The following is a 15317-nucleotide window of genomic DNA, read 5'->3' on the forward strand; positions in this document are numbered from 1 at the left end:
AGGAGACTGTATGAGAACGGGAGCATGGCTGATCGGAGCCCGGGGCTCGGTCGCCGTCACGAGCATGATCGGGGCGCTGGCCGTCCGGGCGGGCCTGACCGGGCCCACCGGCTGCGTCCTCGAGTCACCCGCCCTGCGCGACCGCGTCCGGCCCGGCATCGGCGACCTCGTCTTCGGAGGCCACGACGTCACCTCCGTCCCCCTGGAGAAGAAGGCCGCCCAACTGGCCGAGGCCGGGGTGGTGCCGGCCGCCCTGGCCCGCGCCGTCCAGGGCGACCTGGCCGTCATCGAGCGGGACCTCCGGCCGGTGCCCACCGCCCCCACCCAGGCGCAGACCGCCGCCGCCATCGCCGTCGACCTGGACCACTTCCGCCGCGAACACGCCCTGGAACGCGTCGTCGTCATCAACGTCTCGTCCACCGAACCCGTCCCGCCCCCGCATCCCGCCCACGCCTCACTCACCGCGCTCCGGGCCGCCCTCGACGGGCCCGACCCGGTGCTGCCACCCAGCGCCCTCACCGCGTACGCCGCCTTCGAATCCGGCTGCCCGTACGTCGACTTCACCCCCTCGACCGGCGCCCGCCTGCCCGCCCTCGCCGACCTGGCCCTCCAGCGGGGGCTCCCGTACGCCGGGCACGACGGCAAGACCGGCGAGACCCTGGTGAAGTCGGTGCTCGCGCCGATGTTCGCCCAGCGCAACCTCAGGGTGCGCACCTGGTCCGGCGTCAACCTGCTCGGCGGGGGCGACGGCGCCAACCTGGCCAGACCCGGCGCCAACGCCGCCAAGGCCGCCAGCAAGCAGCGGGTGCTGGCCGAGACGCTCGGCTACGCGCCGCAGGGCGACACGCGCATCGACTATCTGGAGGACCTCGGCGACTTCAAGACCGCCTGGGACCTCGTCACCTTCGAGGGCTTCCTCGGGACGGCGATGCGCATGGAGTTCACCTGGCACGGCTGCGACTCGGCCCTGGCCGCCCCCCTCATCCTCGACCTCGCCCGCCTGAGCACCGCCGCCGCCCAGGCCGGCCGCTCGGGCCCGCTCACGGAACTGGCCTTCTTCTTCAAGGACCCTCTGGGGGAGGTCTCCCACGGGCTCGCCGAACAGTGGCGCTCCCTGTGCGACCTGGTCGACACCCTCACCCCCCAGGCATCGGAGTGACCCGCCCACCGACCGTGGACGCCGATCGCGCGACGACGGCTGGGCGTGGCGCCGGGAGCGTGGTGACAGTGGGGTGTGACGTCGGCCGGTTGCCGGTGGGTGTGTCTGTCCATGACGAGGCTGCGAGCCGGGGGCCGAGTGGCCGGCGGTGAGGAGGGTGACCATGGCGGGGCCACGGGACCTGCTGGAACTCGTTCGGGCGCCGGCCGCGCTGTCGGTTCCCGGTGACGTGCTCGCCGGCGCCGCCGCAGGGCGGGCGCTCGGCGGGCGGACGGCCGGGCTGGCCTGCTCGTCGATCTGCCTGTACTGGGCCGGCATGGCCGCCAACGACTGGGCCGACCGCCACCTCGACGCCGTCGAACGGCCGGAGCGCCCCATCCCCTCGGGGCGGGTCGCGCCGGGCACGGCCCTGGGGGTGGCCGCCGGGCTCACCGTCGCGGGCCTCGCCCTGGCGGGTCTGACCGGGGGCCGCCGCGCCCTGGCCGTGGCCGTGCCGCTGGCCGGCGCCGTCTGGGCGTACGATCTGGCCGCCAAGAACACCCGAGCTGGACCGGCCGCGATGGCGCTCTGCCGGGGCCTGGACGTGTTGCTGGGCGCCACCCCCGGCCGCTCGCCCGCCGCCGCGCTGCCCGCCGCCCTCTCCGTCGCCGCCCACACGTACCTGCTCACCGCCCTGTCCCGTGGCGAGACGGCGGGTACCACCCGCCGCACCCCCGCTACGACTCTGGCCGCCACCCTCACCCTGACCGCCGCCGTCGCGGGCCACTCGACGACCGCCGTCGTCCCGCACGGTCATGAGCCTTCCGGGACGCCCGGCCCCACCTCGGCCGTCGGCCTGGCTCGGCGGGCCCTGGGGGAGTCCTGGCCCGCCGTCGTCCGGGCCGGGCTGGCTCTCTGGTACGCGGGGCAGTTCGGGTCCGCGCAGACCCGGGCCGTAGCCGAGCCCACGGCGGAGCGCGTCCGGGAGGCCGTGACGGCCGGGATCGTCGGCCTGCCCGCCCTCCAGGGCGCGCTGGTCGCGCGGGCCGGTGCGCCGCGCATCGGTCTCGCCATCGCCGCGGCGGTCCCGGTGGCCCGCCGCCTGGCCAGAAAGCTGTCCCCGACATGATCCGATTCGGTTACGGCACCAACGGCTTCGCCAACCACCGCCTCACCGACGCCCTCGACGTCATCGCCGATCTCGGCTACACCGGGGTCGCCCTCACCCTCGACCACCACCACCTCGACCCCTACGCCCCCGGCCTGGCCGGGCGGGTGGCCGCGGTCGCCGACCGGCTGCGTACGCTCGGGCTGGCCGTCGTCATCGAGACCGGCGCCCGCTACCTGCTCGACCCCCGCCGCAAGCACGCCCCCACCCTGCTCGACGACGACCACGACAGGCGGGTGGACTTCCTGTGCCGCGCCGCCCGCATCGGCGCCGACCTGGGCGCGGAGGCGGTGTCGTTCTGGTCGGGGGTACGCCCGCCGCACGTGCCGCCGCGGCGGGCCCGGGACCGGCTGGTACGGGGCTGCGCCCGGCTGCTGGAGTCCGCGCACGGCGTGCCGCTGGGGTTCGAGCCCGAGCCCGGGATGCTGGTCGAGACGATCGCCGGCTGGCACGCGCTGCGCCGGGCGCTCGGCGAGCCGGACGGGTTCGGCCTCACCCTGGACATCGGCCACTGCCGCTGCAACGAGCCCGACCCGGTGCCCGCCTGCGTCGAGGCCGTCGCGCCGTACCTGGTGAACGTGCAGATCGACGACATGCGCAGGGGGACGCACGAGCACCTGGAGTTCGGCGAGGGCGAGATCGACTTCCCGCCGGTGCTGGCCGCCCTGGCCGGCTGCGGCTACCGGGGCCTGGTCGCCGTCGAGCTGCCGCGCCACTCGCACGCGGCTCCCGACGTGGCGGCCCGCTCCCTGTCCTTCCTGCGCCGCGCCGAACAGGAGTCGCAGGAGTCCCTGCCCGTCCCCGAAGGAGCCCGCACGTGAAGCAGCCCGTACAGGCGTCCGAGGTGACGGCCGAGCGGTTGCGAGCCGCGTTCCGTGATCATCCGCAGCGAACCTGGCTGGACGGCGCGATCGAGGCCGCCGCCGACCGGCCAGGCAGCATCGCGCGGTCCTTCGCCGCCGCCGGCCGCCGGGCCGGGCGGACCCCGCTGCCCGGCGTGCCCGGCTGGAGCGCCGACGAGGCCGCACGCGCGCTGCTGCTGGCCGCGCTCCCGCCGGACCGCCTCACCCCCGAGACACTCGACCTCTACCGGTACGGCGACGCCGACGAGAAGCGGGCCGTGCTCAAGGCCCTGCCCCTGCTCCCCATCGGCACGGCCGCCGTCCACCTCCTGCTGGACGCCCTGCGCACGAACGACGCCCGCCTGCTCGCCGCCGCCCTCGGCCCCTACGCCCGCCACCTCGATCAGGCGGCCTGGCGGCAGGCGGTGCTCAAGTGCGTGTTCACCGGCGTCCCGCTCGATGCCGTGGACCGGCTGGACGAGCGGGCCGACGCGGAGCTGGCCGCGATGCTGGCCGCCTTCGCCGAGGAACGCGAAGCCGCCGGCCGCCCCATGCCACCGGACGCCTCGGCCCTGCTCCGCCGGCTCACCAGCGAGGAGACCTGATGCGCATCTTCGACCCGCACATCCACATGACATCGCGCACCACCGACGACTACGCGCGCATGGCCGCCGCCGGGGTGCTGGCCGTGGTGGAGCCGTCGTTCTGGCTCGGCCAGCCCAGGACGAACCCGGGCTCGTTCACCGACTACTTCGACTCGCTGCTCGGCTGGGAGCCGTACCGGGCGGCGCAGTTCGGCGTCGTGCACCACGCCACGATCGCGCTCAACCCCAAGGAGGCCGGCGACCCGCGCTGCGTCCCCGTGCTGGACCTGCTGCCCCGCTACCTGGACAAGGACCGCGTGGTCGCGGTCGGCGAGATCGGCTACGACTCCATGACCCCCGAGGAGGACGACGCGTTCGAACGCCAGCTCGCCCTGGCGATCGAGCACGACCTCCCCGCGCTCGTGCACACCCCGCACCGCGACAAGGCCCGCGGCACCCGGCGCACCCTGGAACTGGTGGCCGCCTCGGGCATCGACCCCGGACGGGTGGCCGTCGACCACCTCAACGAGGTCACCGTCGGGCTCGTCAGCGGCACCGGCTGCTGGATGGGCTTCTCGATCTACCCCGAGACGAAGATGTCGCCGCCGCGCATGGTGGAGATCCTGCGCCGGTACGGCACCGAACGCGTGCTGATCAACTCGGCCGCCGACTGGGGCGTCTCCGACCCGCTGCTGACGCTGGAGACCGCCAGGGCGATGCTGGCGGCCGGGTTCGGCGACGAGGACGTGGACCGGGTGATGTGGCGCAACCCCGTCGAGTTCTACGCCCAGTCCGGACGGCTCGACCTGACCGGCCTCACCGACGCCGAACCGTCGTTCGCCGAGCCGACGTTCGCGGGCAGCTCGATCAGGCGCGGCGGCGAGTGATGCGCCTGCGCCACCCCTCGGGGACGCCGCTGCACCTCGGCTACTGCACCAACGTGCACCCGGCCGAAGACCTCGGCGGCATCATCGCCCAGCTCGACGCCTACGCCGTCCCCATCAGGGCCGCGCTCGGCACCGGCGTGCTTGGCCTCGGCCTGTGGCTGGCCGCGCCGGTCGCCGCCGAGCTGACCGCGGACCCGGCGCGGCTGCGGAAACTCCGCCGCGAGCTCGACGTGCGGGGCATGGAGGTCGTGACGCTGAACGGCTTCCCGTACCGCTCCTTCCACGACCCGGTCGTCAAGCAGGCCGTCTACCACCCCGACTGGACCACCTCCGACCGGCTCGCCTACACCCTCGACCTGGCCCGCGTGCTGGCCGGCCTGCTGCCCGACGACGCCGCCCGCGGCTCGGTCTCCACCCTGCCGCTCGCCTGGCGCGAGCCGTGGAACACCGCCATGGCGGACGCGGCCGCCCGCCACCTGGACGAGCTGGCCGCCGGCCTGGCCGGCATCGAGTCGGGCACCGGCAGGACCGTACGCGTCGGCTTCGAACCAGAACCCGGCTGCGTCGTCGAGACCACCGCCCAGGCCATCACGCACCTGGCCGGCGCCGACACGGAACGGCTCGGCCTCTGCCTCGACCTGGCCCACCTGGCCTGCGCCTGGGAGCAGCCGTCCGCCGCGCTGAAGGCGCTGCGCGCGGCCGGCCTGCCCATCGTCAAGGTGCAGCTGTCCGCCGCCCTGGAGACCGCCAGCCCGGCGGCCCTGCGCGAGTACGCCGAGCCGCGCTTCCTGCACCAGACCCGCACCCCGGCCGGCGACGCGGCCGACGACCTCGACGAGGCGCTGGAGCGCGGCCTGCCCGCGCCGTGGCGGGTCCACTACCACGTGCCGTTGCACGCCGACCCCGCCCCGCCGCTGACCACCACCATCCCGGTGCTGCGCGAGGCCCTGACCGAGCTGGCCGGCGGGCCAGAGCCCCTGTGCGACCACTACGACGTCGAGACCTACACCTGGAGCGTGCTGCCGCCCGCCCTGCGCCCGGCGACCGCCGCGGACCTCGCCGCCGGCATCGCCGCCGAGCTGGAATTCGCCCGTACCGAGCTGCGCGAGCTGGGAGTGACCGGATGACGAAACTGCTGGTCCTGGACGTGGTCGGGCTCACCCCTCGGCTGCTCGCGCACATGCCCCGCCTGCGCGCCGTCGCCGCCCAGGGCTTCCAGGCGGAGCTCGGCACCGTCCTGCCCGCCGTCACCTGCTCGGTCCAGTCCACGTTCCTCACCGGGCTGCCCCCGTCCGGCCACGGGATCGTCGGCAACGGCTGGTACTTCCGCGACCTCGGCGAGGTGCTGCTCTGGCGCCAGCACAACGCCCTGGTCGGCGGGGAGAAGCTGTGGCACGCCGCCGGGCCCGGGTACACGGTCGCCAACGTGTGCTGGTGGTACGCCATGGGCGCCGACGTCGACTGGACGGTAACCCCGAGGCCCATCTACCGCGCCGACGGCCGCAAGGACCCCGACTGCTACACCGACCCGCCCGAGCTGCACGACGAGCTCACCGCCGAGCTCGGCACGTTCCCCCTGTTCACCTACTGGGGGCCGGGCGCCGGCCTGCCCTCCTCGCGGTGGATCGCCGGCGCCACCCGGCACATCATGACCACCCGCGACCCCGACCTCACCCTCGCCTACCTGCCGCACCTCGACTACGACCTGCAGCGCTACGGCCCCGGCGACCCGCGCTGCGCCGCCGCGGCCGCCGAGCTGGACGGCGTGCTGGCGCCGCTGCTGGACGCCGCCGGGGAGCGGACCGTGGTGGTGCTGTCGGAGTACGGCATCACCGACGTCTCCCGCCCCGTGGACGTCAACCGCGCCCTGCGCGCCGAGGGCCTGCTGCGCGTGCACACCCAGGACAGCATGGAGTACCTCGACCCGTGGACGTCGCGGGCGTTCGCCGTCGCCGACCACCAGATCGCGCACGTCTACGTCCGCGACCCCGCCGACTTGCCCGCCGTCGCCAAGCTGTGCGCCTCGATCGGCGGCGTCGCCACCGTGCTCGACGCCGGCGGCAAGGCCGCGCACGACCTGGACCATCCGCGCTCGGGCGAGCTGGTGCTGCTCGCCGACCGCGACGCCTGGTTCACCTACTACTACTGGCTGGACGACGCCCGCGCCCCCGACTTCGCCCGCCTGGTCGAGATCCACCGCAAACCCGGCTACGACCCCGCCGAGCTCTTCTTCGACCCGGCCGCTCCGGCGGCGGCCAAGCGCCGCGCCGGCGTTGCGCTGCTGCGCAAGAAGCTGGGGCTGCGCTACCTGATGAACGTCGTCGGCCTCGACGCCGGCGCCAGGGCCGTGCGCGGCTCGCACGGACTGCTGCCCGCGGGGGCCGCGGACGCGCCCGTCCTGCTCTGCTCCGACCCGGCCGAGACCAGGGACCGATATGAGGCCACGCAGGTCAAGGACCTGCTGCTGCGGCTCGGACGGCCGGGCGGCGGCTGACCGGCCTCAGGAGCCGGCCGGCCTGACGGTGAACAGCGGGGTGAGGTCGAGCTTCTCCGGCACCTGGAGCAGCGTACGGACGAGCTTGCCGTCGAAGTCCACCACCCGCACCTCGTCGAGCGAGGCGTTGTCCAGCTCCCAGCAGAACAGGTGCGACTCGTCGTACCAGCCGAGCACCTTGTCGCAGTCGGAGGTGAACGCGCGTACCTGCGCCCCGGTACGGGTGTCCCACAGGCAGTGATCACCGCCGTCGCTCTCGGGGCAGTCGGTCACGAGCATGGCGCCGGAAGGGGAGAACAGGTCCGTGGTGCCCGACGCGGTCGAGCCGACCCCCGGCAGGTCTCGTACGCGCTTGCCGGAGCGGTCGAAGAGGCGCAGCCCGTCGTCGTCGCCGTACTCGATGACCACGCCCGTGTCGGTGGCGTCCCAGCCGAAGTCGGAGCCGCGGATCGACTCGTCGGCCACCTCGACGACGTCCGCCTTGCCCCGCGCCACGTCCACGACGGCGAACCCGAGGGAGATCCACTCGTCCTTGCCGTCGTCGCCCTTGACCTTCTTGTCGATGTTGAGCAGGAGGCGGGAGCTGTCTCGCGACCAGGAGCGGATGGTGCTGATCAGCGGTTTGCGCACGGTCATGACCCGGAAGCTCGACCCCATCGTCCTGTCGTTGAGCAGCACCGAGTCGTAGCCCTGCGAGGTGTAGTCCTTCTGCCGCCCCGCCAGATAGCGGCCGTCGGGGGAGACCAGCGACTCCCAGTTGCCCGCGTGCCGGTCGAAGGAGGCGCCGCGCAGCGACCGCCTGGCGTAGTCGACGTCGTCGTCGGCCTTCTTCTCGTAGACCTCGTACGCGGTCAGCGCGATCGGGTCCGACGGGTGCTCGTACAGGGTGATCGCGCCGCCCGGCAGCGTCGTCTTCACCGGCGTCTTCACCGGCGTCTCGGCCGCGATGGACCGCGTGACCTGCGGCGTCGCCGCCGGGCTGGAGACCGCGACCTGCTTCGCGGGCGGGGCCGCCCACGGCGGCGCGACCGCGGCCCACACCCCCAGCGCCACCACGACCGCCGTGACGCCCGCGGCGACCGGCCACGCCCGCGACCTCCCGTGCTGCTCGGGGCCGCCGGACGGCGCGGCCCGCATGGCGCCCGAGGCGAGCAGGCCGGAGTCGGGCACCGGATGCGCCAGCAGCCGCTTGATCACCTGCTCGGCCGTCAGCCGCTCGGCCGGGTTCTTCGACAGGCACCGCAGCACCACCTCGCGCAGCGGCCCCGACAGCCGCCCCAGGTCGGGCGGGGCGGAGAGCACCTGGCTGATCACCTGCTGCACGGCCTCGTTGCCGAACGGCCCCCGCCCGCAGGAGGCGTAGACCATCGTGCCGGCCCAGGAGAACATGTCAGCCGCCGGCCCGGTCACGTCACCGGCGATCTGCTCGGGCGCCATGTACGCGGGCGTGCCGACGGGCGTGGCACTGATCGTCGAGGTGGCGGCGACCGCGCGGGCGATGCCGAAGTCGATCACGCGCGGCCCGTCGGGGCCGAGGATGACGTTGGCCGGCTTGAAGTCGCGGTGCACGATGCCGGCCCGGTGGATCGCCGCCAGAGCGGTCGCGGCGCCGATGGCCAGCCGGTCGAGCGCCGCACCCGAGCGCGGCCCCTCCCGCTGCACCATCTGCTGCAAGGAGGGGCCCGCGACGTACTCGCTCACGATGTACGGCCGCCCCTGCTCCACCCCCGTGTCCAGCACGGCCGCGGTGCAGAACGGCGCCACCCGCCTGGCCACCTCCGCCTCCCGCAGGAACCGCGCCACGCTGACCGAGTCGTCCGACTGGTCGCCGCGCAGCCACTTGACCGCCACCCGCGTGTCCCCCTCCACGGCCAGGTACACCACGCCCTGGCCGCCCTCGCCGAGCCGGCCCAGGAGTTCGCGGCCTCCCAGACGTGAAGGGTCACCGGGGACGAGCGGAGAGTGAGGGGTCATGGTCAAGATTCTGGCCTCGGAAAGGGGACTCGCGAAACTCGCCGGCAGGTTTTCCATTCCGTCTCCCTCGCAGCGCCGCGGTCCCGCCCGTCCCTCCTGTGGCACCGTACGCACCGGGTGCCGGGACCGGTCCCGGCGCCGTGACCGGCCGTGCCGTGTTGTCTTCCCGCCGCACGCGGGTAGGCCCCACCTTGGGGAAGTGGCCCTCGGGGGAGGTCACGATGGAAGCTGCCCACGGCCGCGGGGGGAGCGGCCTGGCGTTCGAAGTGCTCGACCCGGCGCCGGTCGGCGTGGCGGTGACACGCGGCCCCGGCCACCGGCTCGTCTACATGAACGCGACCTACCGGGCCCAGTTCGGCGACCCGCCCCTCGGCGTCACGCTCGCGGAGGCCCTCCCCGGCATCGCCCAGCCCCGGTTCGACCAGGTCTTCGCCACCGGCGAACCGTGCGTCCTGACCGCCGCGCCGTCCAGCATCGCGCCCGTGGGCCGGGACGGCGAAGAGCGCTTCTTCACCTCCAGCCTGTCGCGGATCACGTTCGGTCCTGGCGACCACGGCGTGCTGGTGGTCGCCATGGAGGTCACCGAGCAGATCGCCGCCGCCCGGCAGGTCCAGGCCATCGCCGACGAGCGCAGCCGGATCCTGCGACGCTACCGGAGCCTCATGCGGATCAGCGCCCAGATCATCTGGGTGACCGGCCCCGACGGCGACGTGATCGAGGCGAGCCCCAGCTGGGAACGGGTGACCGGGCAGCCGTGGGAGGAGTTCCGCGGCCAGGGCTGGCTGGCCATGATCCATCCCGCCGACCGCGCGGCCACCCTCGAATCGTGGTGGCGCGCCGTCGAAACCGTCGCGGACGTGTGGGAGCACTCCTACCTGCTGCGCATGGCCGACGGCGGCTACCGGCACTTCCACGTGCGCGCCGTGCCGATCCGCGAGAACGGCGAGGTCGTGGAGTGGGTGGGGGCCTGCAGCGACGTCGAGGACGAGTGGCGGGAGGGGCGCCGCCAGCGGCTGCTCGACCGGGCCGCCGCGGCGACGGCCGACCTGACGAGCCTGGAGGACATGCTCGGCGCGCTGACCGGCGTGATCGTGCCGGCCCTGGCCGACGGCTGCGGCGTCCACCTCGTCACCGACCTCACCGGCAACGTGCGCGGCGGCACCCCCTTCGTCGCCGAACGGATCGCCAGCGCGGCACGCAGCGGCCTCAACGCGCTGCCCACCTACAGCGAGGAGTACCTGGGCCCCGGCAACGCCTTCGTCACAGCCGTGCGACGGCGGCGGCCGATACTGAAGCGGTTCCCGCCCGGACAGCCGCCACCCGACCTGGCCCCCACGGGAACGCAGGCGTGGCTGGTGGCCAACGGCGTCAACAGCATGCTCATCCTGCCCGTCGTGGTCGACGGCGCGGTCCCCGCCGTGGTCACCGCCGTGGCCTGCGGCGACCGCTCGCCCATCAGCCAGGCGGACATCGCGCTGCTCAGCCAGATGTTCGACCACGCGCACGACGCGCTGAGCAGCGCCATCCGCTTCCAGCGGGCGCAGCAGATCGCGCTGGCGCTGCAGCACAGCCTGCTGGCCGAGCCGCCGCTCCTGCCCGATCTGCGCATCGCCGCCCGCTACCGGGCCAGCCCGGCCGCCGCCGAGGTGGGCGGCGACTGGTACGACTCCTTCGTCCTGCCCGACGGCGCCGTCATCATCGCCATCGGCGACGTCGCCGGCCACGACCTCGCCGCCGCCGTCGTCATGAGCCAGCTCCGCAACATGCTGCGCGCCCTCGCGATTGACCGCCGCGAGCCGCCGGGGGAGATACTCACCCGGCTCAACATCGCGATGGAGTCCCTGACCGAGGGCATCACCGCCACCTGCGTGCTGGCCCGGGTCGAGGCGTGCCACGACGGCTACCGCCTCAACTACGCGGTGGCCGGCCACCTGCCGCCGCTGCTGGTCACCCCCGACGGCACCGGCTGCTTCCTGCTGGGCGCGGCCAGCCCCCTGCTCGGCTTCCGCCACGACGAGACGTGCGCCTCCGCCCTGCGGCCGCTGCCGCCGCGCAGCACGCTGCTCCTCTACACCGACGGCCTGGTCGAACGGCCCGGCGAGCATCTGGACGTGGGGCTGGAACGGCTGCGCGAGCTGGCCGAGACCCTGGCCCGCGAGCCGGTGGAGAAGTTCTGCGACAAGCTGCTCAGCGGGCTGCCCACCACGGGCCTGGACGACATCGCCGTGATCGCGCTGCGGCTGCCCACCCACGTCCCGCCCGCGCACAGCGGGTAGCCGTACCGGAGCCCCTTCCCCCGCGGGACGCGGCGCCCGCCGCTTTAGTACCTTTCATCCCATGCCGACCCACGAGCGGGAGATCACCGAACCCGTGGATCTCTGCCTGCCCGACGGCCGGCTCAACCCGGACGCCGTCGGATGGACCCGGCGACCGCTGCACCGCGCCAACCTGCGCGGCTGGGGGCGGGCCAAGCGCTGGGAGTACTGGGGCGTCGTCACCCCGTCCCACGTGATCGCCCTGGTGGCGTCCTCGCTCGACTACGCCGGCGTGCACGGCGTCTACGTGCTCGACCGGGCGACCGGCGCCGAGGTGAGCCACGACGCCGTGGTGCCGCTGGCCCGCGGCGCCGCCTTCCCCGAGCGCAGCGGCCAGGGCACGGCCAGGGTCGAGGGCGGCGGCGTGCGCATCGTCATCGAGCAGACGGCCGGCGGGACGTCGCTGCGCGCGCACGCGCCACGGGTGACGGCGGAGCTGGAGGTCCCGCTGCCGGACGGGCACGAGTCGCTCGGCGTGGTGATCCCGTGGGGGCCGCGCCGCTTCCAGTACACGGTCAAGGACGTCGGCCGCCCGGTGCGCGGGCGGCTCGTGCTGGACGGGCGGGAGCACGAGGTCGGCGCGGGCGCGTTCGCGGTGCTCGACCATGGGCGGGGCAAGTGGCCGTACTCCGTATCCTGGAACTGGGCCGCCGGCAGCGCCCCCGGGCGGGCCGTCCAGCTCGGCGGCAAGTGGACCGACGGCACCGGCCTGACCGAGAACGCGCTCATCCTGGACGGCCGGCTGCACAAGATCGGGGCGCGGCTGGAGTGGGTCTACGACCGCGGCGACTGGATGCGCCCGTGGCGGGTCGAGGGGGACGGGGTCGAGGTGGAGTTCACCCCGTTCCACGAGAAGGTCTCGCGGACGGAGCTCGGCGTCGTCGGCTCGGAGACCCACCAGTGCTTCGGGCACTTCGGCGGCCGGGTACGGGCCGGCGACGGCGCCTGGGTCGGCCTCGACGGCCTGACCGGGTGGGCGGAGGAGGCCCGCAACCGATGGTGAAGGAGTCATAGATGACGAACACGCCGGAGTTCGAGATCCGGCCGCTCCCGGCGGGCGCCGCCGACGACGGCGGGCTCATGTCCGAGCTGGCCGGGCTGGTCAACGAGGTGTACGCGGACGCGGAGCGAGGACTGTGGGCCGATGGCGCCGTCCGTACGTCGGCTGAGGAGATCGCCGGATTGGTCGCGGCGGACGAGATCGTCGTGGCGCTGGTGGACGGGCGGATCGCCGGCTGCGTCCGCGTGCAGGAGCTCGACGCCGGCACGAGCGAGTTCGGCATGCTGGCCGCCTCGCCCCGGCACCGGGGCATCGGTCTCGGCCGTGAGCTCGTCCGCTTCGCCGAGCGGCGCGGCAGGTCGCGCGGGCACGAAGAGATGCAGCTGGAGCTGCTGGTGCCGCGCGAGTGGCGGCACCCGTCGAAGGAGTTCCTGGCCGGCTGGTACGGCCGCATCGGCTACCGGCCGGTGGGCACCGGCGCGGTGGAGCAGGACTACCCGCACCTGTCACCCCACCTGGCCACCCCGTGCGACTTCGTCATCTACCGCAAGAACCTCGGCCCGGCCCTGGAGCCCGCCGACCGCTCCTGAGCCCCGAGCATCGCCTGCCCATCCGGTCCCGGCCGGCGGACGCCGTATGCCCGCAAGATGCCCGCGAGATGCCCTCCTCGCGCCCTGTCTCCAGGCCACGCACACGATGACCATGAAACGTGCAAGCCAAGCCGTAAGAAGACAGAGGAGGCACAATGCGGAGATTCGCCTGGGTCCTGGGCGCGGTGGCGGGCGGCACGATCGCCCTCGCCGGGGTCGCCACGCCGGCGAACGCCGAAGTGTGGGCCTGCAGCAGCTTCGTCAACTCGACGACGAACGTGGCGGGGGCGGTGTGTCAGGGAGGATTCGGCACGTACCGGGTGGCCGCCAAGTGCAACTCGGCCCACTACCCCTACACGAGGACGGTCGTCGGCCCGTGGAAGACCAAGACCTCCGGCCATCCGGGACCGTACTCGCTCGTTTCCGGTGAGCCGCAGGGCTGCCACGTCGTCGAGGCCTGGTGGCAGGTCCGGTGATGACTGCTCCACCGGCGTGAGCCGACCTCGGCCGGCCTTCTTTCGCGTGTGCGTACCGAGCTTTTCCCGGCTCGCCCCTCAACGGGGGTGGCGCGACGGCCGATCCTGTCGGATGCTGCCAATCATGGCTGACTCACTGCTCTCGTACGCATCCGGCGTCTCCGCCGCTCCGCTGCTGGGTGAGACGATCGGGGAGAACCTGGCGCGCTCCGTGGCCCGGTACGCCGGCCGCGAGGCGCTGGTCGAGGTGGCCACCGGGCGGCGGTGGACGTACGCGGAGTTCGACGCCGCCGTCGACGAGGTCGCGCTGGGGCTGCTGGCGCGCGGGATCGCCAAGGGCGACCGGGTCGGCATCTGGGCGCCGAACTGCGCGGAATGGGTGCTCACGCAGTACGCCACCGCCAAGATCGGCGCCATCCTGGTCAACGTCAACCCCGCCTACCGCAGCCACGAACTGGACTACGTGGTGCGCCAGTCCGGCATGCGCCTGCTGGTCAGCGCCGTCCAGTTCAAGACCAGCGACTACCGGGCGATGCTGGCCGAGATCGGCTTCGAGCCGGTGGTGTTCATCGGCGAGCCCGGCTGGGACGAGCTCGTCCGGCAGGGTCGCGCCGCCGACCCCGCCGCGCTGCGCGAGCGCGCCGCCACGCTCGCCTTCGACGACCCGATCAACATCCAGTACACCTCGGGCACCACCGGCTTCCCCAAGGGCGCCACGCTGTCGCACCACAACATCCTCAACAACGGCTACTTCGTCGGCGAGGGCGTCGGCTACACCGAGATCGACCGCGTGTGCCTGCCCGTGCCGCTCTATCACTGCTTCGGCATGGTCATGGGCAACCTCGGCGCCACCTCCCACGGCGCCTGCATCGTGCTGCCCGCCCCCGGCTTCGACCCCGAGGCGACGCTGCGCGCCGTCGAGGCCGAGCGGTGCACCTCCCTGTACGGCGTGCCGACCATGTTCATCGCCGAGCTCGACCATCCGCGCTTCGCCGAGTTCGACCTGTCGTCGCTGCGCACCGGCATCATGGCCGGCTCGCCCTGCCCCGTCGAGGTGATGAAGCGGGTGGCGAGCGAGATGCACATGAGCGAGGTGGCGATCTGCTACGGCATGACCGAGACCTCCCCGGTGTCCACGATGACCCGCAGGGACGACGGCCTGGCCCGCCGCACCGAGACCGTCGGCCGGGTGATGCCGCACCTGGAGGTCAAGATCGTCCATCCGGACACCGGCCTGGAGACCCGGCGCGGCGAGCCGGGCGAGCTGTGCACCCGCGGCTACTCGGTGATGCTCGGCTACTGGGACGAGCCGGGCAAGACCGCCGAGGCGATCGACGCGGCCCGCTGGATGCACACCGGCGACCTGGCCACCATGGACGCCGACGGCTACGTCAACATCGTCGGCCGGATCAAGGACATGGTCATCCGCGGCGGCGAGAACGTCTACCCGCGCGAGATCGAGGAGTACCTCTACACCCACCCCGACATCGCCGACGTCCAGGTGATCGGCGTCCCCGACGCGAAGTACGGCGAGGAGCTGATGGCCTGGATCGTCATGCGCCCGGGCGCCGAGCCGCTCACCGCCGAGTCCGTCCGGGCGTTCTGCGCCGGCCGCCTGGCGCACTTCAAGATCCCCCGGTACGTGCACCTCGTCGAGAGCTTCCCGATGACGGTCACCGGCAAGATCCGTAAGGTCGAGATGCGCGCGGAGGCCGTCGGCCTGCTCGGCCTGGAGGACGCCGCGGCTCGATCGGGCGGCTGAGTCGTCTCCACCGGCGGCCCGCCCGCCGACGCCTCCTACCATGGGGGCTTCTCGGCGCGTGGGCCGTCCGCGTTCGGGCGGGCGGGG

Annotated in this window: 13 protein-coding genes; 12 read left to right on the plus strand and 1 reads right to left on the minus strand. The window is 73.7% G+C overall.

The features are described from left to right. Positions 1–10 precede the first annotated feature (10 nt). From AB0C27_RS12880 to AB0C27_RS12910, 7 genes are all read left to right on the plus strand, one after another. Positions 11–1159 (plus strand): inositol-3-phosphate synthase, encoded by a 1149-nt coding sequence (locus tag AB0C27_RS12880; protein ID WP_357842199.1) that lies wholly within the window; start codon positions 11–13, stop codon positions 1157–1159. 163 nt (positions 1160–1322) lie between these two features. Next, complete coding sequence (locus AB0C27_RS12885) at positions 1323–2267, plus strand: SCO3242 family prenyltransferase (protein ID WP_357842202.1); 945 nt, start codon at positions 1323–1325, stop codon at positions 2265–2267. Continuing rightward, entirely contained in the window at positions 2264–3127 is an 864-nt protein-coding gene (locus tag AB0C27_RS12890) for a sugar phosphate isomerase/epimerase family protein (protein WP_357842205.1), read from the plus strand. The genes AB0C27_RS12885 and AB0C27_RS12890 overlap by 4 nt, the downstream gene beginning before the upstream one ends. After that, a complete protein-coding gene (locus AB0C27_RS12895) occupies positions 3124–3753 on the plus strand; it encodes an EboA domain-containing protein (protein WP_357842208.1) in 630 nt (209 codons plus the stop codon). Before AB0C27_RS12890 ends, AB0C27_RS12895 begins: the two co-directional genes overlap by 4 nt. Continuing rightward, positions 3753–4619 carry a TatD family hydrolase gene (locus AB0C27_RS12900; protein ID WP_357842211.1) on the plus strand — a complete coding sequence of 289 codons (867 nt, stop codon included), beginning with the start codon at positions 3753–3755 and terminating at the stop codon, positions 4617–4619. The genes AB0C27_RS12895 and AB0C27_RS12900 overlap by 1 nt, the downstream gene beginning before the upstream one ends. After that, positions 4619–5746: a metabolite traffic protein EboE gene (gene eboE, locus AB0C27_RS12905; protein ID WP_357842214.1), complete on the plus strand. Its 1128-nt coding sequence runs from the start codon at positions 4619–4621 to the stop codon at positions 5744–5746. Before AB0C27_RS12900 ends, eboE begins: the two co-directional genes overlap by 1 nt. Then, entirely contained in the window at positions 5743–7113 is a 1371-nt protein-coding gene (locus AB0C27_RS12910) for a nucleotide pyrophosphatase/phosphodiesterase family protein (RefSeq protein WP_357842217.1), read from the plus strand. Before eboE ends, AB0C27_RS12910 begins: the two co-directional genes overlap by 4 nt. A gap of 6 nt (positions 7114–7119) precedes the next feature. On the opposite strand, the gene AB0C27_RS12915 is transcribed toward AB0C27_RS12910, so the two are convergent. Beyond that, positions 7120–9087 carry a serine/threonine-protein kinase gene (locus tag AB0C27_RS12915; RefSeq protein WP_357842220.1) on the minus strand — a complete coding sequence of 656 codons (1968 nt, stop codon included), beginning with the start codon at positions 9085–9087 and terminating at the stop codon, positions 7120–7122. A 221-nt stretch (positions 9088–9308) separates the two neighbouring features. Here AB0C27_RS12915 and AB0C27_RS12920 point away from each other — a divergent pair, with 221 nt between their 5' ends. The 5 genes from AB0C27_RS12920 (at position 9309) to AB0C27_RS12940 (ending at position 15230) form a co-directional block, all read left to right on the plus strand. Next, positions 9309–11363, plus strand: a complete 2055-nt coding sequence (locus tag AB0C27_RS12920) for a SpoIIE family protein phosphatase (protein WP_357842223.1) — start codon at positions 9309–9311, stop codon at positions 11361–11363. A gap of 61 nt (positions 11364–11424) precedes the next feature. Continuing rightward, positions 11425–12405: a DUF2804 domain-containing protein gene (locus tag AB0C27_RS12925; protein ID WP_357842226.1), complete on the plus strand. Its 981-nt coding sequence runs from the start codon at positions 11425–11427 to the stop codon at positions 12403–12405. Between the two features lie 11 nt (positions 12406–12416). Then, positions 12417–12992 (plus strand): GNAT family N-acetyltransferase, encoded by a 576-nt coding sequence (locus AB0C27_RS12930; protein ID WP_357842229.1) that lies wholly within the window; start codon positions 12417–12419, stop codon positions 12990–12992. A gap of 155 nt (positions 12993–13147) precedes the next feature. Beyond that, complete coding sequence (locus tag AB0C27_RS12935) at positions 13148–13468, plus strand: hypothetical protein (protein ID WP_357842232.1); 321 nt, start codon at positions 13148–13150, stop codon at positions 13466–13468. A gap of 124 nt (positions 13469–13592) precedes the next feature. Further along, positions 13593–15230, plus strand: coding sequence for an AMP-binding protein (locus tag AB0C27_RS12940; RefSeq protein WP_357842235.1), 1638 nt, complete (start codon positions 13593–13595; stop codon positions 15228–15230). Positions 15231–15317: the final 87 nt, after the last annotated feature.

The sequence above is a fragment of the Nonomuraea sp. NPDC048882 genome (assembly GCF_040649755.1).
GTDB classification, from domain to species: domain Bacteria; phylum Actinomycetota; class Actinomycetes; order Streptosporangiales; family Streptosporangiaceae; genus Nonomuraea; species Nonomuraea maheshkhaliensis.

Excerpts from the sequence above, each read along its gene's own strand:
- AB0C27_RS12940 (WP_357842235.1), top strand. The coding sequence starts at position 13,593 with ATGGCTGACTCACTGCTCTCGTACGCATCCGGCGTCTCCGCCGCTCCG.
- AB0C27_RS12915 (WP_357842220.1), bottom strand. The coding sequence starts at position 9,087 with ATGACCCCTCACTCTCCGCTCGTCCCCGGTGACCCTTCACGTCTGGGA.
- AB0C27_RS12900 (WP_357842211.1), top strand. The coding sequence starts at position 3,753 with ATGCGCATCTTCGACCCGCACATCCACATGACATCGCGCACCACCGAC.
- AB0C27_RS12885 (WP_357842202.1), top strand. The coding sequence starts at position 1,323 with ATGGCGGGGCCACGGGACCTGCTGGAACTCGTTCGGGCGCCGGCCGCG.
- AB0C27_RS12910 (WP_357842217.1), top strand. The coding sequence starts at position 5,743 with ATGACGAAACTGCTGGTCCTGGACGTGGTCGGGCTCACCCCTCGGCTG.
- AB0C27_RS12920 (WP_357842223.1), top strand. The coding sequence starts at position 9,309 with ATGGAAGCTGCCCACGGCCGCGGGGGGAGCGGCCTGGCGTTCGAAGTG.
- eboE (WP_357842214.1), top strand. The coding sequence starts at position 4,619 with ATGCGCCTGCGCCACCCCTCGGGGACGCCGCTGCACCTCGGCTACTGC.
- AB0C27_RS12930 (WP_357842229.1), top strand. The coding sequence starts at position 12,417 with ATGACGAACACGCCGGAGTTCGAGATCCGGCCGCTCCCGGCGGGCGCC.
- AB0C27_RS12890 (WP_357842205.1), top strand. The coding sequence starts at position 2,264 with ATGATCCGATTCGGTTACGGCACCAACGGCTTCGCCAACCACCGCCTC.
- AB0C27_RS12925 (WP_357842226.1), top strand. The coding sequence starts at position 11,425 with ATGCCGACCCACGAGCGGGAGATCACCGAACCCGTGGATCTCTGCCTG.
- AB0C27_RS12880 (WP_357842199.1), top strand. The coding sequence starts at position 11 with ATGAGAACGGGAGCATGGCTGATCGGAGCCCGGGGCTCGGTCGCCGTC.
- AB0C27_RS12935 (WP_357842232.1), top strand. The coding sequence starts at position 13,148 with ATGCGGAGATTCGCCTGGGTCCTGGGCGCGGTGGCGGGCGGCACGATC.